Source organism: Luteimicrobium sp. NPDC057192 (genome assembly GCF_042670205.1).
GTDB lineage: Bacteria > Actinomycetota > Actinomycetes > Actinomycetales > Cellulomonadaceae > Luteimicrobium.
In genome coordinates this window covers 42,427-59,073 of record NZ_JBHUWD010000035.1, presented here as the reverse complement: position 1 = coordinate 59,073, position 16,647 = coordinate 42,427, and the positions used below count along the sequence as shown (strand labels likewise).

Below are 16,647 nucleotides of genomic sequence, written 5' to 3'. Positions count from 1 at the left end.
CGCGACCTACCATCCGCCTCCCTCGTTCCTCGGTCGGCTCCCGCCAGCCCCGCCACGGTCGCGCGCACACCCCGGGACCCACGACCTCGTGCGGCGTCTCACCACCGCGTGGGTCCCCGCACCGCCGGCGTGGCCGGGTTCCGCGCCGCCGTCGCCTCTCGTGTCCGAGCATGCGGCGGTTGTGCACCACTTCTCGTGGCGAACATGGGGTGGGGCACCCGCTTCCTCGCCGAGCATGTCGTTGTGCACCCTTTCGGCGCCGGGAAGGGGGATGGACGCATGGTCGGCGGGACGTGGGGTGAGCATCCCCATGGTCGGGACGGCCTTCCTCGCCGAGCACGGGGTTGTCGCCCAGGTCCGCGGCCGAGAACGGGGTTGTGCCCCGATTCTTCGACGGATCGGTAGGCAAGCCCGTGGTCGAGCTTCGGGTGCGCGGCTCGCACGGTCGGCGACGCCGACGACGGCGGGCGCGGTCCCACGCGCTCAGGCGTCTCCCAGCCTCGGCCGCTTGGATACGCTGAGCCCCTATGGAGCGAGGCGCCCGAACGCGTCGCGCGTGAGCGAGAACAGGACACGTGATGCCCGACGACTCGAACCTGACCAAGGCGCAGCGCCGCGACGCCGCGCGCGCGGAGGCTCTCAAGCTCCGCCAGGAGCAGGAGCGCCGTGAGAAGCGGAACCGCTTCATCACGATCGGCGTGCTCGTCCTGCTGGTCGTGGCCGTGGTCCTCGCGGTGGTGTTCATCAACCGGGCCAACCAGCCGAAGTCCCTCGCGGACCTCAAGGCGCCCTCGACGGCCGAGTCCGTGGACGACGGCGGCGGCATCCCCGTCGACAAGGACGGCGTCGCCGGCAAGACGAACCCCGGCGCCGTGACGCTCGACCTGTACTTCGACTACATGTGCCCCAACTGCGGCACGTTCGAGCAGGTCAACAAGGACGACCTCGACTCGCTCCGCGAGGACGGCACCATCACGTTCGTCATGCACCCGGTCGCGATCCTCAACGCGAACTCGCAGGGCACGAACTACTCGACGCGCTCCGGCAGCGCCTTCGCGACGGTCGCGGACCAGGAGCCCGACAAGGTCATCCAGTTCCACGAGGCGCTCTACGCGAACCAGCCCAAGGAAGGCAGCACGGGCCTGACGGACGACCAGCTCAAGGACTACGCGGTGCAGGCCGGCGTGTCGCAGAAGGTGGCCGACCAGTTCAGCAAGCACACCTTCGCGGACTGGGTCGACGCGTGGACCGACCACGCCGGCAACGACAAGGCGCTGTTCAACTCGCAGGGCGGCTTCGGCACCCCGACGATCCTCATCAACGGCAAGCGCTGGGACGGCAACTGGACCGAGGCCGGCGCGCTGAAGTCGGCCATCGAGGCGGCCAAGTCCGGCTCGACCAACTGACCCACCGCGGTCGCGCGCAGCGACCCACGACGAAGCCCGGGACCGCGCGGCGGCCCGGGCTTCGTCGTCCCCCGCGGACGCCGCACGCCCGGTAGGCTGTCCCGCGCATCCGTGCGCCCGCCGCGTCCCCACCGCGACGACGGCGCCCGGCGTGCCGCCTTAGCTCAGCTGGTAGAGCGCTCGCCTTGTAAGCGAAAGGTCGTCGGTTCGAACCCGACAGGCGGCTCCCTCTGCACGCAGCCGTCTCTGTGGCCGGCCGGCGCGGTCGCGTCAGCGCCCGCTCCAGGCGGGCTCGGGCGCCGCGTGAGTGGACCGACGGGCGCGCCGGAGCCGGTGTCGCAGCTGCAGGTCTCGGACGACGCGGTCGGTCCACGCCACCACGACGACGATGCCGAAGACGCCCCACCAGGGGCTGCCGTGCCGGAAGAACACCACCGTCTGGGCAATGAAGACCACGACGGCGGCCACGACGAACCCGATCCGCGGATCCGGCCGGGTGGGACGGGCGAAGAAGCGCGCGACACCTCGCATATCGGCACCCTACTCGTCGGGCTCCCCGTGCGCCCCCCGCCCGGGTCGGCGGTGACCTCTGTCGGCAGCGCTGGGTACCGTGTCCTGGTGCCCACGACACCGACGCCCGAGGGGGCACGACCACCCCAGGCCGCATCGCTGACCCGTACCGCTGCGACGTCGGGCGGTGGACCCGTGGTCGCCGCGCGCGGCCTGACGAAGCGCTTCGGTGACTTCGTGGCCGTCGACGGCATCGACTTCGAGGTGGCGCCGGGCGAGTCGTTCGGCCTGCTCGGCCCCAACGGCGCCGGAAAGTCGACGACCATGCGGATGGTAGGAGCGGTCTCGGCGCGCTCGGGCGGAGACCTGACGGTCCTTGGCCTCGACCCGGACGACCACGGTCCCCGCATCCGCGCCCAGCTCGGCGTCGTTCCGCAGGAGGACAACCTCGACGGGGAGCTCACCGCCCGCGGCAACCTCGTCACGTACGGCAGGTACTTCGGGATCCCGCGGTCGGTGTGCGCGCAGCGCGCGACGGAGCTGCTGGAGTTCGCCCAGCTCAGCGAGCGCGCGGACGCGAAGGTCGACGAGCTGTCGGGCGGCATGAAGCGCCGGCTCACGATCGCCCGGGCGCTCGTCAACGAGCCTCGGCTCCTCATGCTCGACGAGCCGACCACGGGCCTCGACCCGCAGGCGCGCCACATCCTCTGGGACCGGCTGTTCCGGCTCAAGGAGCAGGGCACCACGCTCGTCGTCACGACCCACTTCATGGACGAGGCCGAGCAGCTGTGCGAGCGGCTCGTCGTCGTCGACCACGGCCAGATCATGGCGGAGGGTAGCCCCGCGGAGCTGATCCGGCGCTACTCGTCGCGCGAGGTCGCGGAGCTGCGCTTCGGCACGGACCGCAACGAGGAGGCGGCCCGGGTGCTCGCGGAGGTGGGGGACCGGCTCGAGATCCTCCCGGACCGCGTGCTCGTCTACGCGTCCGACGGCGAGGCGATCCTCGAGCAGGTCGCCGCCCGCGGCCTGCGGCCCACCACAAGCCTGGTGCGCCGGTCGAGCCTCGAGGACGTGTTCCTCCGCCTCACGGGGCGGAGCCTCATCGAATGAGCACCCTGCTTCCTGAGGACGCCGCCCCCGAGGCGCCTGTCCGTCGTCTCGGCGCGTGGTACGTCGCCGAGTACCGCCTGCGCGCCATGAAGGCGTACGGCTGGACGATCGTCGTCGGCGGGCTCGGCAGCCCGCTCCTGTACCTCCTGGGCCTCGGCATGGGGCTCGCGACCTTCATCGACACCCCCGTCGCCTCGGGACCGAACGGCCCGGTGGACTACGTGGTCTTCGTGGCGCCCGCGCTCCTCGTGACCTCCGCCGTCTCGGTCGCGACCGAGGAGTTCACCTACGTGATCATGGAGGGCTTCCGCTGGAGGAAGCTCTTCTGGGGGGTCAACGCGACGCCCGTCGAGCCGAGCCAGCTCGCCGGCGGCATCGTGATCGCCGTCCTGGTGCGGATGTTCTTCACCACCCTCGCGTACGCGGTCCTGGCGCTCGCCTTCGGGGCCCTGGGCCACTCCTGGACGGTGCTCGTGCTGCCGTTCATCGGGATCATGGGCGGGCTCGCGTTCGGGCTGCCGCTCATGGCGTACTCGGCGGGGTTGACCGAGGACAAGGGCCAGTTCGCGATCGTGCAGCGGTTCATCTTCACTCCGATGTTCCTGTTCTCCGGCACGTTCTACCCCCTGTCGACGCTGCCGGGCTGGCTGCACTGGATCGGCTGGGTCTCGCCGCTGTGGCACGCCACGCAGCTGGGGCGCGTCGTGTCGTACGGCGAGAGCGAGCCGGGCTGGTTGATCGCCGTCCACGTCGTGGTGCTCGTCGGGCTGGTCGCCGGCGGCTGGCTCGCGGTGCGGCGCCGGTTCACGAGGAGGTTGCGCGCATGAGCGGGGACCTGTCCACCGCGCTCGCGCGCTCCGGCGGCGTGAGCGCGCTCTACGCGGGGAACGCGCGCGCCGTCGTCGCGCGCAACCTGTCGGCGACCAAGACGAGCAACTGGACCGTGGTGCTCTCGGGCTTCTTCGAGCCCGTGTTCTACCTGCTCGCGATGGGCGTCGGGCTGGGGACGTACGTCGGGGACGTGACGCTGCCGTCCGGGCTGACGGTCGAGTACGCGGCGTACATCGCGCCGGGACTGCTCGCGGTCTCCGCGATGAACGGCGCCGTCTACGACTCCACGTGGAACGTGTTCTTCAAGATGCGGTTCGCGCGGCTGTACGAGGCCATGCTCGCGACGTCCCTCGGGCCGCTCGACGTGGCGCTGGGCGAGATCTCCTACGCCCTGCTGCGTGGCGCGGTCTACGCCACCGGCTTCCTCACCGTCATGCAGGTCATGGGCCTCAACCTGTCCTGGACGGCGATCCTCGCGCTGCCCGCCGTCGTGCTGGTCGCGTTCGCGTTCGCGTCGTTCGGCATGGCCATCACGAGCCTCATGAAGACCTTCCAGCAGATGGACTGGATCAACATCGTGCTGCTGCCGATGTTCCTGCTGTCCGCGACGTTCTTCCCGATCAGCGTCTACCCGGCCCCGCTCCAGTGGCTCATCCAGGCCATGCCGCTGTGGCACGCCGTCGAGCTCGTGCGCGGGCTCACGACGGGCGACCTCGCGCCCGGCATCTGGTGGCACGTCCTGTACTTCGTGGCGATGGTCGCGGTCGGCCTGACCGTCACCACCCGCCGGCTGCGAGCGCTCTTCCTCGCCTGAATCGTGTGGGCATCCGTTCTGCTGCTCCTCGCCCGTCGAGGCAGCAGAACGGATGCCCGCACGGCTCAGGTCCAGTCGGTGAGGTCCGGGTACTTGGCGGCGCGGCCGTCGCCCGAGGACTCGTGCCGGACCCGTCGCCGGACCCAGGGGCCCACGTACTCGCGGGCCCAGCGCGCGTTCTCGCGGGCGCGGTCGGAGAAGGGCGCGCGGGGCAGCGGGGTGAGCGGGACGTCCCAGTCGGCGTCGTCCGGGGCGAGCCCCAGCCCGACGAGCGCGGCGTCGGCCACGCGTCGGTGGCCCTCGTCGGTGAGGTGGATCCGGTCCTGCGCCCACACGCGCCAGTCCTGGAGCGCGCGCATGCCCCACAGGTCCAGGACGTGCGCGCCGTGCCGCCGGGCGATCGTCCAGATGTTCGCGTTGTAGACGCCGACCCGCGAACGGGTCAGCGAGACGATCGGGCTCTCGCTCGCGTCGAAGCCGGTGGCCAGGAGGACGTCGACGCCGGCGGTCCGCAGCGCGACGACGGCCTCTTCGAGCAGCACCGACAGCCGGTCGACGTCGGCCCGCGGGCGCAGGATGTCGTTGCCGCCGCCGACGAGGCTGACGAGGTCCGGACCGAGGTCGAGGGCGCGGGGGAGCTGGTCGCCGACGATCGGGCCGAGGAGCTTGCCGCGCACGGCGAGGTTCGCGTACCGCAGCGGCGCCTCGCCGCCTGCGACCCGGCGCGCCGAGAGCGACGCTGCCAGCCGGTCGGCCCAGCCTCGGCACCGGTCCGCGGCCGCCGGGTCGGTGTCCCAGAGGCCTTCGGTGAACGAGTCGCCGATCGCGACGTAGGAGGTCCAGCGGGGGGCGAGGGGGCGCGGGTCGGTGCTCGTTGTCACCTGGCCATTGTGGACCAGCACCCCGGGCGGTACCGGCGATCGCCCCCGGGAGCGGTCTCCGGGGCGCGCGGCGCGGGCGAATGACACCCGTGTGGTTCGCCCCGTACCCTGGCGGGGTCGGGAGAGCGAGAGGAGCGGGCATGGGCGAGGCCATCGGTCGGCTCACGGACGTGTCGGCGGGCGAGCGGTCCGGCGGTGCGCTCGACGAGCGCGACCGCGCGATCCTCGATTTCGAGCGCCAGTGGTGGAAGTACGCGGGCGCCAAGGAGGCGGCGATCTCGGAGCTCTTCGGGATGACCGCGACGCGCTACTACCAGACCCTCAACGCGCTCATCGACACGGACGCCGCGCTCGCGCACGACCCGATGCTCGTCAAGCGTCTGCGACGGTTGCGCTCCGCGCGCCAGCGCGAGCGTTCGGCTCGACGGCTGGGCTCGGGCGCGTGACCTGCAGCGTCGCCCTGGCCGTGGGCGGCAATTCTGAGCGCCGAGGACCGGCGGTTACCCTGTGCCGGTGAGCAAGAGCTACCGGTACCCCCCGGACGAGTTCGACGACGTCCCCGAGGACGCCCCGACGGGCGTCCACCGGGTGCCGCGCAGCCCCTGGCGCAAGGTCGTCCCGTTCGTCGTCGTCGCGGTCGTGTTCGCCGTCGTGGCGTACGGCGCGGTGACGATCGCGTCGAACCTGCTGGGTTCCGACGGCGCGAGCGCGACGGACAAGACGACGTCCGCCTCGAAGGACTCGACCAAGTCCACCCCGAAGGCGACGACCAAGCCGAAGCCCACGAAGTCCGCCGACGCGTCCGGATCGGACGACACGTCGGGCGCCGACGACACGTCGAGCGCCGACGTCGACCACGCGACCGCGGTCGCGGTGAAGAACGGCGCCGGCATCACCGGGCTGGCCGCGAAGGCAGCCACCACGCTCGAGGGCGACGGCTTCACGAAGGTCACGCCGGGCGACTACACGGGCACCAAGCTCGCCGACTCGGTCGTCTACTACGTCGACAGCAAGGACGAGGCCACGGCCAAGGCGGTCGGCTCGTCGCTCGGCATCTCGGACGTCGAGCAGGTGAGCGCCCTCAAGGGCGGCGCCCCGATCATCGCCGTGCTGGTCCACGACCTGTCCTGACGTTCGACCCGCTCGGGGTGCTCACCTCGCGAAACACACCAGCCTCGGGCATTCCCCTCGCGCGCGGTCGCGGCTAGGCTCGCACGTGCACCGTGGGCGGTTGCTCGCGGGCGGACATGGCAAGAGCGATTCGCAGAGCGGTCGGGCGCGGTCCGAGGGGACTTTCGGGACGGCCTGCCGCAGAAGGAGACTCAGATGGCCCAGGGCACCGTCAAGTGGTTCAACGCCGAGAAGGGGTTCGGCTTCATCACCCCCGAGGCGGGCGGCCAGGACGTGTTCGTGCACTACAGCGCGATCCAGTCGGATGGTTACCGGTCCCTCGAGGAGGGGCAGCAGGTCGAGTTCGAGGTGGGGCAGGGCCAGAAGGGCCCGCAGGCGGAGCAGGTCCGGCCGCTCTGAGCAGCATGAACGGGTCGCGTCCCGGCCACGACGTCGTCGTCGTGGGGGCCGGCCCCAACGGTCTCGCGGCAGCGGTCACGCTGGCGCGTGCCGGCCTCGGGGTGCTCGTGCTCGAGGCCGAGGACACCGTCGGCGGCGGCGCCCGCACGCTCGACCTGGGTCTCGCCGACGGTGTGGTCCACGACGTCTGCTCGGCCGTACACCCGATGGCGTGGGCGTCGCCCTTCCTCGAGGCGTTCGGCCTGGAGGAGCGGGTCGAGCTCCTGGTTCCCGAGATCTCGTACGCGCAGCCGCTCGACGGTGGCCGCGCGGGTATCGCGTTCCGTGACCTCGAGCGGACGGTCGCCGGGCTGGGCCCCGACGGCGGCGCGTGGCGCGACCTGTTCGGCCGGCTGTCGCCGCACTGGCGTGACGTCGTCGCGGTGGCGCTGGGGGACAAGCGGTCGATCCCGCCGGGCGTGAGCGGTTCGACGCCGTGGTCGGCCGTGCGCTTCGGGCTCGCCGCGCTCGAGCAGGGCACGCCGGCCTGGAACCTCCGCTTCAAGGGCGACGAGGCTCCGGCGCTGCTCACGGGCATCGCGGCGCACACCATCACGTCGCTGCCGTCGATGGCGGGCGCGGGGACGGCACTCCTGCTGGGTGCCCTCGCGCACGCCGAGAAGGGCTGGCCGATCCCGCGCGGCGGCTCGGGCGCGATCGTCGGCGCTCTCGTCGCCGACCTCGAGGCGCACGGCGGCGAGATCGTGAAGGGGCGTCCTGTGCGTTCCGAGGCCGACCTCCCGCCCGCCCGCGCGTACGTGTTCGACACCACGCCCCGCACTCTCGTCGAGGTCTTCGCGGACCGTGTTCCCGACCGTGCCGCGCGGTCGCTCAACGCGTTCGGCTACGGGAACGCCGCCTCCAAGGTGGACTTCGTGCTGAGCGGACCCGTCCCGTGGAAGCACCCCGACGTCGGCCGAGCGGGCACGGTGCACGTCGGCGGGACGCGCCGGGAGATGGCGGTGGCGGAGCGCGAGGTCCACGCGGGACGGCACGCCGCCCGGCCGGTCGTCCTCCTGAGCGACCCGACCGTGGTCGACGAGACGCGCGAGGTCGGCGGCCTGCGCCCCCTGTGGACGTACACCCACGTGCCCGCGGGCTCGACGGTCGACCAGACCGAGGCGATCACGACGCAGATCGAGCGGTTCGCGCCGGGCTTCCGGGACGTCGTCGTCGCCTCGCGTGCGACGCCGGCCACGGAGATGGCCGCGCACAACGCGAACTACGTGGGCGGGGACATCGCGGCGGGCGCGGTGTCGCTCTACCGGATGTTCGCGCGCCCGACGCCGTGGCTCGACCCGTACGCGAGCGGGCTCGACGACGTGTACCTGTGCTCGGCGTCGACGCCGCCCGGCCCGGGCGTGCACGGGCTGGGCGGCTGGTTCGCCGCGCGGCGCGTGCTGCGCCGGTCGTTCGGGATCCGGCGCCTACCGGAGCTCGGCCGCGGCTGACGGGACGACGGCGCCCTCGAGCGCCGCGGCGTCGTCGGACGGGCGCAGGCCGAGCCGGAGGCGGGCCCACGGGACGAGCCGCTCGAGCGGCAGGAACGCGAGCCAGCAGATCACGGTCGGCAGGAAGTGGATGCCGAGCGCGACGTACGTGATCAGGTGGAACACGCAGACGAGCGCGACCGCCACGTAGAGCAGCCGTCCGCGCAGCCACAGCACGACGGGCGACGCGAGCTCGGCGATGAAGAGGATCCACTGGCCGACCTTGAGCAGGCCCGGGTAGTCGGTCGACCAGCTCACCGCGGAGCGGCCGCGGCGCAGCAGCGACCAGACGATGACCGAGCTGTTGGGCCAGTCGAACAGGCCGCCGGTGCGGACGATCTTCTGCAGCGCGGAGCCGAAGTAGGTCATGACGACGGCGATCTGGAGGCAGCGGATCGCCCACCCGGCCGCCTCGGACGGCGTCTGGTCGGTGAAGCGCGCCGGGGGCACGGTCGGCAGGAGGAGCAGGGCGAGCACGAGCGCCATGTGGTCGTGCGAGACGTACGCGAACCCCTGGGAGTTCTCCATCCACGCGAGGAAGACGACGCCGGCGACCCAGCCGGTCACGCGCCCGGCCCACTGGAGGGAGCGGGCCGAGCACGCCATGAGCACGGGCGTCGCGAGGCAGGTGACGACGAGCGTCCACTGCATGACGTAGCCGCCGGTCGGGGTGGGCTCCGGGATCGGCAGGATCCGGCCGATCAGCGTGGGCTGGTAGAGCTCGCGCGAGTAGCCGTGGCCGATCACGTCGTGCGTGAGCACGAAGATGTCCCAGATCGTGAAGAGGTAGAGGGCGGCGCGCAGCACGGCGATGCGGGCCAGCGCGACGGGGGAGACCCACCAGCGGCCGACCGCGCGCAGACCGTTCCCGACGGTGCTCATCGCGTTCACTTCACCCCTCCGGCGGGCACGTGGTAGACGGCGAGCACCTCGACGCTCTCCTCGCCGGTGGGTCGACCGTCGTGGAGCTTCTTGGTCGAGCGCTTGAGCGTGAGGGTCGCGAGCGGGGGTCGGTGCGGGTACCGCCACGCGTACGCGCGGGCCACGCCGGCGAGCAGGTCGGGGTCGTCGACGACCCGCTGGAGCTGGCCCTCGACCTCCGCGTGCCCGACGCCGATGCCCATCTGGTCGAGCCAGACCTTGACCTCGTCGCCCTCGGCCGTGGTGCCGATGATGAACGCCGACTTCACGGTGCCGTCCGGGTTGGTCGCGAACGCGTACTGCGACAGCGAGCCGAGCGGGAACCAGTCGTTCGTGTTCTTGAACGTCGTCGGCACGAGCTGGGCGACGAGCAGGACGACGAGCGCGGCCGCGGCGAGCGAGATGCGCCAGGTGCGCGCCGCGGTGCCGAGCCGGTGCGGCGGCGGTGCCGGCGACGACGCCGCCGCGTCGAGCGGACGCGGCGCCTCGGCGCGCGGATCCCCGTTGGACATGCCGCGAAGCCTAGCGTTTCGCGCAGGGCGGACGGACCCCCCGGCCGAGGGAGGCCTCGCGTCTTGCACTCGCCAGGGCCGAGTGCCAATAATGGCGTTAGCACTCTCGTATGGAGAGTGACAAACCCGGGTCGTCCGGCGAGGCCCCGGACCGCACGCGTGACCTGAACGCGGGTGGTCGGGCCGTCCGTCGCGGGCGTCGGAGACCCACCGAAGCCACCAGCGGAGGATCTGTCCCCATGGCCAAGATCATCGCGTTCGACGAGGAAGCTCGTCGGAGCATGGAGCGCGGGCTCAACCAGCTCGCGGACACCGTCAAGGTCACGCTCGGCCCCAAGGGCCGCAACGTCGTTCTCGACAAGAAGTGGGGCGCCCCCACGATCACGAACGACGGCGTGAGCATCGCCAAGGAGATCGAGCTCGACGACCCGTACGAGAAGATCGGTGCGGAGCTCGTCAAGGAGGTCGCCAAGAAGACCGACGACGTCGCGGGTGACGGCACCACCACCGCCACCGTGCTCGCCCAGGCGCTCGTGCGCGAGGGCCTGCGCAACGTGGCCGCCGGCTCGAACCCCATCGCGCTGAAGAAGGGCATCGAGAAGGCCGTCGAGGCCGTCACCGAGCAGCTCCTCAACTCCGCGAAGGAGATCGAGACCAAGGACGAGATCGCCGCCACGGCCGCCATCTCGGCCGGCGACCCGGCGATCGGCGAGCTCATCGCCGAGGCGCTCGACAAGGTCGGCAAGGAAGGCGTCATCACCGTCGAGGAGTCGAACACCTTCGGCCTCGAGCTCGAGCTCACCGAGGGCATGCGCTTCGACAAGGGCTTCCTCGCCCGCTACTTCGAGACGGACCCGGAGCGCCAGGAGGCCGTCCTCGAGGACCCGTACGTCCTGCTCGTCGAGTCGAAGATCTCGAACGTCAAGGACCTGCTGCCGGTGCTCGACCAGGTCATGAAGGCCGGTCGCTCGCTCCTCATCATCGCCGAGGACGTGGACGGGGAGGCGCTCGCCACCCTCGTGCTGAATAAGATCCGCGGCACCTTCAAGTCCGTCGCCGTCAAGGCCCCGGGCTTCGGCGACCGCCGCAAGGCCATGCTCCAGGACATCGCGATCCTCACGGGCGGCCAGGTCATCACCGAGACCGTCGGCCTCAAGCTCGAGAACGCGACCCTGGACCTGCTCGGCCAGGCGCGCAAGGTCGTCGTCACCAAGGACGAGACGACCATCGTCGAGGGCGCGGGCGACGCCGACCAGATCACCGGTCGCGTCAACCAGATCCGCTCCGAGATCGAGAAGTCGGACTCCGACTACGACCGCGAGAAGCTCCAGGAGCGCCTCGCCAAGCTCGCCGGCGGCGTGGCCGTCATCAAGGCGGGCGCGGCCACGGAGGTCGAGCTCAAGGAGCGCAAGCACCGCATCGAGGACGCCGTCCGCAACGCGAAGGCTGCCGTCGAGGAGGGCATCGTCGCCGGTGGTGGCGTGGCCCTCATCCAGGCCGGTGCCGCCGCGTTCGAGAAGCTCGAGCTCGAGGGCGACGAGGCGACCGGTGCCCAGATCGTGAAGGCTGCGATCGAGGCCCCGCTCAAGCAGATCGCCGTCAACGCCGGCCTCGAGGGTGGCGTCGTCGTGGAGAAGGTCCGCAACCTCCCCTCGGGTCACGGCCTCAACGCCGCGACCGGCGTGTACGAGGACCTGCTGGCCGCGGGCGTCAACGACCCCGTCAAGGTCACGCGCTCCGCCCTCCAGAACGCGTCGTCGATCGCCGCGCTCTTCCTCACCACCGAGGCCGTCGTGGCCGACAAGCCGGAGAAGACTCCGGCCATGCCGGCCGGCGACGGTGGCATGGGCGGCATGGACTTCTGAGTCCAGCCCCTCTCGTTCGACGGGCCGTCGGCCCCGGCTTCGCGCCGGGGACGGCGGCCCGTCGTCGTACCCGGACCCGTCCGTCCGGCGGGGCGCCCGGCCGCGTCGTGGAAGATGGGGGGATGGACGGGCTGCTTGACCGCGCGGTGCGCCTCCTGTCGGCGTTCGACGACGACGGCGCACCGCTGACCCCGACCGAGCTCGCCGGGCGCGCGGGGCTCGCCACGTCGACCGCGCACCGGATCGCGACGGACCTGGAGCGGCTCGGCCTGCTCGCGCGGACGTCGTCCGGCGGGTACGTCCCGGGGACGACGCTCTGGGCGCTGGGCGAGCGCGCGCCCGTCGCGACGCGGCTGCGCGAGGCAGCGCTCCCGCACCTGCGGCGCCTGCACGAGCTCACGGGCGCCGAGACGCACGTGACGGTCCTCGACCCCGCGGCCGAGGGATCGGCGCGGCTGCGGTGCGTCGTCCGGGTGCGAGGCGTCGAGCCCGACGACGGTCAGCCCGAGCACGAGGGCGCCGACTCCGACGCGGCCCTGAGCGCCGTGGCGGTCGCGCTGGGCCTCACGGGACCCGTCGGGGCGCGCTCGACCGAGCTCACCCTGGTCCGGGCCGAGGACGGCACGCTCGCCCTCGCCGCACCCGTCCCCGAGGTCGACGGGTTGCCGTCCGCCGCGGTCGGGCTCGTCGTCGGGCCGGGAGACGACGCCGACGCCGCCGCGCGCCGGGCCGGCCCCCTCGTGGTGGCGGCCTCCGTCGCGGTGGCCCGCGACGTGAGCGCCGAGGACGGCGCGGCCGGGGCGCGGCTCGTCGTCAGTGGTGGTGGTCCGACGGGCTGAAGGCCCGCCGGGCGGCGCGGTCCCGGCCCTTGACGCGCAGCCCCGACGCCGCCAGCCGCCGGACCATCTCCCTGCGATCCACGGGAACCGCTCCCGCGGCGACGAGCTCGGCGTACCGCTCGACCGGGTAGTCGTAGTGGTCGAGGTCGAAGGCCCGCCGGGGGATCCCGGCGGCGTCGGCGAACGCGTGCAGCTCACCCTCCGACGCGTCGCTGACCAGGTGGCCCCACACGGTGCCGTGCCGGGGCCAGCGTGCGTCGTCGATGAGGATGGTCATGCCCTGATCATCTCAGCGCCCGAAGAGCGCCGCTGCGCTCGCCTCCGCCTCCTCATAGGTGCGGGCCGCGCGCGCCAGGCCCACCTGGACGCCGTCGAGCACCTCTTCCACGCGTGTCTGCACCGTGCGCCACTCCGTGACGAGCTCGGCGCACTTCTCGGCCGCCGCGCCCTGCCAGGTCGCCTGCAGCTCCTGGAGCTGGTGGAGCATCGCCGCGACCTCGCTGCGGAGCGTCGCCGCCGTCCGCTCGACCGTGCCCGCCGCGAGCGCCACCCGCGCGCTGTCGACCTCGAACCTGCTCATGACGTCCTCCGTCCCCGGGCCCCGGACGGGCCCGACGACGCGACGCTAGGGGAGTGGCCACGACGCGTGCGGGGGCCGGTACGGCCGCTGTGGACGACGCCCGGCGCGGTGTGCGTCGGGGACGGGCCACGGAGGCCCCGGCGACAGGCTCAGCCCCGGGGCTCGCTCGGAGCCTCGGCCGCGAGGCGCGCGAGCTCCTTGTCGATGCGCGCCAGCTCGGCCTGGAGGTTCTGCCGTGCCGGCTCCTCCCACGCGTGGCCCATCGGGCTCCCGTAGATGGCCGGACGCGCGAGGAACCGGGACACGATCACGCGTCTCGCCTCGAGGAACGCCGTCTGCGGGATCGCGCTGTACTCCTCGCGGACCGCACGCAGGTACTCCTTGTACCGCTGCGGCTCGCCGGCGAGGAGCGCGAGGTCGGCGTCGGAGAGGACGGCGGCGTCCCCGTCGCCCGGCTCCGGGTAGTGCCGGTGCAGCATGGCGACGAGGCCACGCACCCGGGCCGCGGTCTTGTCGGGAACCCCCAGCCCGGACAGCTCGGCGAAGGCGAGCTGCGCGCTCGCGTCCTCGTCGGCGCTGCCGAGCGTCGCGTGCTCCGCGTCCGTGTCGTGCGCGAAGACGGCTCCGTGGTACCAGGCCGCGAGCCGGACCGAGTCCGAGTCGTGGGTCTCCTGGGAGAGCTCGTCGACCCGCCCCAGCACGTCCACGAGGTGCCGGACGTTGTGGAAGGACCGCGAGGGGTGCGACCACCGGTCGAGGAGCCGCTGCCCCACCGCGCGGACCTCCTCGTCGGACGCTGTCGCGCCCGCGCCCCGGCACGACCGGAGCCATGAGGAGCCGAGCCACTGATGTGCGTCCTGGACGCCCATGCCCCGCCTTCGTCGTACGTGTTCTGACGCCTGCGAGCCTACTCTGACGCCGCGGTCCCGCGGGCCACGGGCACCTCGATGCGGACGGTCAGCCCACCGCCGGGCGTGTCGCGGACGGCGACGTGGCCGTCGTGCGCGCCGACGATCGCCGCGACGATCGCGAGCCCCAGGCCCGAGCCGCCCGACGCGCGGTTGCGCGACGAGTCGGCGCGGTAGAAGCGCTCGAAGACGTGCTGCGCCTGCTCCTTGCTGACCCCGGGGCCGTGGTCGCGGACCTCGAGGACCCCGCGGGCGCCGTCGTCGGTGAGGCCGACGGCGAGCTGCGCGGGCGTGCCGGCGGGCGTGTGGCGCGCGACGTTGCCCACGAGGTTCGCGAGCACCTGCCGCAGGCGGTCCTCGTCACCGGTCACGACGACGTCCGGCACGTGCGGGCTCGCGTCCTGCGGCCCCGGCGGGGCGAGCGAGACGAGCGAGACGCCGCGCGACGGGTCGAGGGCCTCGAGGTCGCGCGTCGCGTCCTGGGCCAGCGCCGTGAGGTGCACGGGCTCCTTGCGGACCGGACGCCCCTCGTCGAGGCGGGCGAGCGCGAGCAGGTCGTTGACGAGCGTGCCCATGCGGCTCGCGGAGTCCTCGATGCGGCGCATGGTGTCGTCCACCTGGTCCGACGTCGTGAGCGCGCCCATCCGGTACAGCTCGCCGTACCCGCGGATCGTCGCGAGCGGGGTGCGGAGCTCGTGCGACGCGTCCGAGACGAAGCGGCGCATCCGCGCCTCCGACGCCTCCTGCGCCGCGAACGACGACTCGATCTGGGCGAGCATCGCGTTGAGGGACGCCGTGAGCGAGCCGACCTCGGTGGTCGGGGGCTCCTGGGGGATGCGCCTCGCGAGGTCACCGCCCGCGATCGCGGCCGCCGTCGTCTCGATCGCGTGCAGCGGGCGCAGCTCGCGGCGCACCAGCCAGTAGCCGAGGCCCGCGCCGACCAGGATCACACCGAACGCCGTGAGCCCGAGGACCTTGCCGAGCTGGTGCACGGCGGACTGCACGTCGGCGAGCGGGAGGGCGACGTAGACGATCGCGTTGGTGGAGCCGTCCGTGGTCGAGTGCCCGACCGCGGCGAGCATCCGCCACTTGTAGCCGGTGGTGTCGCCGTCGCCGTCGACCGAGCTCACGGTGAACGGCTCGCGGCCACGGGTGACGGCCTGAGCGAGCGTGAGGTCCGGAGTCTGGGGCGTGCCGTAGAGGTTGACGATGCGGTCCTGCTTGTATGGCACGTCCGAGCCGTTGAAGTAGTCGACCTCGACGTAGTAGTTGCTCGGCAGCGCGGTGCGCGAGAACTGCTGGCCGGACTGGGCCATCTGGGAGACGGTGTCCGCGTTGCGGGTGAGCTCGTCGTCGACCTGGCTCACGAGGTAGCGCTGTACGAGCGTGATGCTCGAGATGGCCGCCACGACGAGCCCGATCGCCAGCAGCGCGGCCACGATGGCGACGAGCCGCGAGCGCAGGGGGATCCGTGCCCACCAGCCCCACCGGGGGCTGCCGGGGGGTGCGTCGACGTGCAGGACGCGCGGGCCGTCGTCGGGCGCGCCGACTTTCGCCCCGGCGGGCCGGGGGGCGGGGGTGGCCGAGCCGTCGGCGGGGGTCTCGTCCACGTCCACCTCGACCGACGTCCTGCCGGGCTTCACGGCCGTCACCGCGGGCGCTGCGCGTTCATGGCGCTCACCGCGGGGGCTGGCGGAGCAGGTACCCGACGCCGCGCTTGGTCTGGATCAGGGCAGGCAGCGGCACCTGCTCGCCGTCGGGCCCGGTGGTGGTGAGCGTGTCGATCTTGCGGCGCAGGTACGAGATGTAGGACTCGACGATGTTCGCGTCGCCGCCCCAGTCGTACTGCCACACGTGGTCGAGGATCTGCGCCTTGGACAGGACGCGGCCGCCGTTGAGCATGAGGTACCGCAGGAGCTTGAACTCGGTGGGGGACAGCTCGACGAGCTGACCGGCCCGGTGCACCTCGTGCGAGTCCTCGTCGAGCTCGAGGTCCGCGAACCGCAGGACGGCAGTGTCGTCGGGCTCGGCGTGCGTGCGGCGCAGCACGGCCCGGATGCGGGCGACGACCTCCTCCAGGCTGAACGGCTTGGTGACGTAGTCGTCGCCGCCGACGGTCAGCCCGGCGATCTTGTCCTGCGTGTCGTCGCGCGCGGTCAGGAACAGGACCGGGGTGTACTGGCCCTTCTCGCGCATGCGCCGCGTGACGGTGAAGCCGTCCATGTCGGGGAGCATGACGTCGAGCACGACCAGGTCCGGGTCCAGGTCGCGCACGAGCTTGAGCGCGTTCTGCCCGTCCGCGGCGGCGTGCACCTCGAACCCGGCGAACCGCAGCGACGTGGACAGCAGCTCACGGATGTTGGGCTCGTCGTCGACGACGACGAGCCGCGCCTCAGGAGTCCCCATGCGTC

19 protein-coding genes and 1 tRNA gene are annotated in these 16,647 nt (G+C 72.5%); 11 read left to right on the top strand and 9 right to left on the bottom strand.

What is annotated here, in order from left to right; genetic code table 11:
* Positions 1–578 precede the first annotated feature (578 nt).
* Together ACFT5B_RS15770 and ACFT5B_RS15765 are read left to right on the top strand one after the other, a co-directional pair.
* Positions 579–1,406 carry a DsbA family protein gene (locus ACFT5B_RS15770; RefSeq protein ID WP_386799911.1) on the top strand — a complete coding sequence of 276 codons (828 nt, stop codon included), beginning with the start codon at positions 579–581 and terminating at the stop codon, positions 1,404–1,406.
* Between the two features lie 153 nt (positions 1,407–1,559).
* Positions 1,560–1,632 (top strand) — tRNA-Thr (locus tag ACFT5B_RS15765).
* Positions 1,633–1,676: 44 nt separating this feature from the next.
* Here ACFT5B_RS15765 and ACFT5B_RS15760 read toward each other — a convergent pair.
* Entirely contained in the window at positions 1,677–1,937 is a 261-nt protein-coding gene (locus tag ACFT5B_RS15760) for a hypothetical protein (protein WP_386799909.1), read from the bottom strand.
* An 87-nt stretch (positions 1,938–2,024) separates the two neighbouring features.
* Between ACFT5B_RS15760 and ACFT5B_RS15755 the strand changes: the two genes are divergently transcribed.
* From ACFT5B_RS15755 to ACFT5B_RS15745, 3 genes are read left to right on the top strand one after another with little or no spacing between them, the layout of a single operon-like run.
* A complete protein-coding gene (locus tag ACFT5B_RS15755; protein ID WP_386799907.1) occupies positions 2,025–3,026 on the top strand; it encodes an ABC transporter ATP-binding protein in 1,002 nt (333 codons plus the stop codon).
* A complete protein-coding gene (locus tag ACFT5B_RS15750) occupies positions 3,023–3,853 on the top strand; it encodes an ABC transporter permease (protein ID WP_386799905.1) in 831 nt (276 codons plus the stop codon). Before ACFT5B_RS15755 ends, ACFT5B_RS15750 begins: the two co-directional genes overlap by 4 nt.
* Positions 3,850–4,671, top strand: a complete 822-nt coding sequence (locus tag ACFT5B_RS15745) for an ABC transporter permease (protein ID WP_386799903.1) — start codon at positions 3,850–3,852, stop codon at positions 4,669–4,671. Before ACFT5B_RS15750 ends, ACFT5B_RS15745 begins: the two co-directional genes overlap by 4 nt.
* Before the next feature lie 65 nt (positions 4,672–4,736).
* Here the strand turns inward: ACFT5B_RS15745 and ACFT5B_RS15740 are convergent, their stop codons facing one another.
* Positions 4,737–5,552 (bottom strand): SGNH/GDSL hydrolase family protein, encoded by an 816-nt coding sequence (locus ACFT5B_RS15740; RefSeq protein ID WP_386799901.1) that lies wholly within the window; start codon positions 5,550–5,552, stop codon positions 4,737–4,739.
* A 140-nt stretch (positions 5,553–5,692) separates the two neighbouring features.
* Between ACFT5B_RS15740 and ACFT5B_RS15735 the strand changes: the two genes are divergently transcribed.
* The 4 genes from ACFT5B_RS15735 (at position 5,693) to ACFT5B_RS15720 (ending at position 8,572) form a co-directional block, all read left to right on the top strand.
* Positions 5,693–5,998: a DUF3263 domain-containing protein gene (locus ACFT5B_RS15735; RefSeq protein WP_386799899.1), complete on the top strand. Its 306-nt coding sequence runs from the start codon at positions 5,693–5,695 to the stop codon at positions 5,996–5,998.
* A 67-nt stretch (positions 5,999–6,065) separates the two neighbouring features.
* Complete coding sequence (locus ACFT5B_RS15730; RefSeq protein ID WP_386799897.1) at positions 6,066–6,683, top strand: LytR C-terminal domain-containing protein; 618 nt, start codon at positions 6,066–6,068, stop codon at positions 6,681–6,683.
* Between the two features lie 195 nt (positions 6,684–6,878).
* Positions 6,879–7,082, top strand: coding sequence for a cold-shock protein (locus ACFT5B_RS15725; protein WP_386799895.1), 204 nt, complete (start codon positions 6,879–6,881; stop codon positions 7,080–7,082).
* Between the two features lie 5 nt (positions 7,083–7,087).
* Positions 7,088–8,572: a phytoene desaturase family protein gene (locus ACFT5B_RS15720; RefSeq protein WP_386799893.1), complete on the top strand. Its 1,485-nt coding sequence runs from the start codon at positions 7,088–7,090 to the stop codon at positions 8,570–8,572.
* On the opposite strand, the gene ACFT5B_RS15715 is transcribed toward ACFT5B_RS15720, so the two are convergent.
* Positions 8,549–9,493 (bottom strand): hypothetical protein, encoded by a 945-nt coding sequence (locus ACFT5B_RS15715; protein ID WP_386799891.1) that lies wholly within the window; start codon positions 9,491–9,493, stop codon positions 8,549–8,551. The two genes, ACFT5B_RS15720 and ACFT5B_RS15715, sit on opposite strands and share 24 nt — an antisense overlap.
* A gap of 5 nt (positions 9,494–9,498) precedes the next feature.
* The gene (locus ACFT5B_RS15710; protein WP_386799889.1) at positions 9,499–10,044 is read right to left on the bottom strand and encodes a hypothetical protein; all 546 of its coding nucleotides are present in this window, start codon (positions 10,042–10,044) and stop codon (positions 9,499–9,501) included.
* 239 nt (positions 10,045–10,283) lie between these two features.
* On the opposite strand from ACFT5B_RS15710, the gene groL reads away from it, so the two are divergent.
* On the top strand, positions 10,284–11,909 hold the full coding sequence (gene groL, locus ACFT5B_RS15705; protein ID WP_386799887.1) for a chaperonin GroEL: 1,626 nt from the start codon (positions 10,284–10,286) through the stop codon (positions 11,907–11,909).
* A gap of 122 nt (positions 11,910–12,031) precedes the next feature.
* Entirely contained in the window at positions 12,032–12,748 is a 717-nt protein-coding gene (locus tag ACFT5B_RS15700; protein ID WP_386799885.1) for a helix-turn-helix domain-containing protein, read from the top strand.
* Here ACFT5B_RS15700 and ACFT5B_RS15695 read toward each other — a convergent pair.
* The 5 genes from ACFT5B_RS15695 to ACFT5B_RS15675 form a co-directional block, all read right to left on the bottom strand.
* Positions 12,723–13,025 carry a DUF4031 domain-containing protein gene (locus tag ACFT5B_RS15695; RefSeq protein ID WP_386799883.1) on the bottom strand — a complete coding sequence of 101 codons (303 nt, stop codon included), beginning with the start codon at positions 13,023–13,025 and terminating at the stop codon, positions 12,723–12,725. The two genes, ACFT5B_RS15700 and ACFT5B_RS15695, sit on opposite strands and share 26 nt — an antisense overlap.
* A 12-nt stretch (positions 13,026–13,037) precedes the next feature.
* Positions 13,038–13,328, bottom strand: a complete 291-nt coding sequence (locus ACFT5B_RS15690; RefSeq protein WP_386799882.1) for a WXG100 family type VII secretion target — start codon at positions 13,326–13,328, stop codon at positions 13,038–13,040.
* A gap of 149 nt (positions 13,329–13,477) precedes the next feature.
* Positions 13,478–14,197, bottom strand: a complete 720-nt coding sequence (locus ACFT5B_RS15685; protein WP_386799880.1) for a hypothetical protein — start codon at positions 14,195–14,197, stop codon at positions 13,478–13,480.
* A 38-nt stretch (positions 14,198–14,235) separates the two neighbouring features.
* Complete coding sequence (locus tag ACFT5B_RS15680) at positions 14,236–15,846, bottom strand: sensor histidine kinase (protein WP_386799878.1); 1,611 nt, start codon at positions 15,844–15,846, stop codon at positions 14,236–14,238.
* A 67-nt stretch (positions 15,847–15,913) separates the two neighbouring features.
* Positions 15,914–16,642 (bottom strand): response regulator transcription factor, encoded by a 729-nt coding sequence (locus ACFT5B_RS15675; RefSeq protein ID WP_386799876.1) that lies wholly within the window; start codon positions 16,640–16,642, stop codon positions 15,914–15,916.
* Positions 16,643–16,647 lie beyond the last annotated feature (5 nt).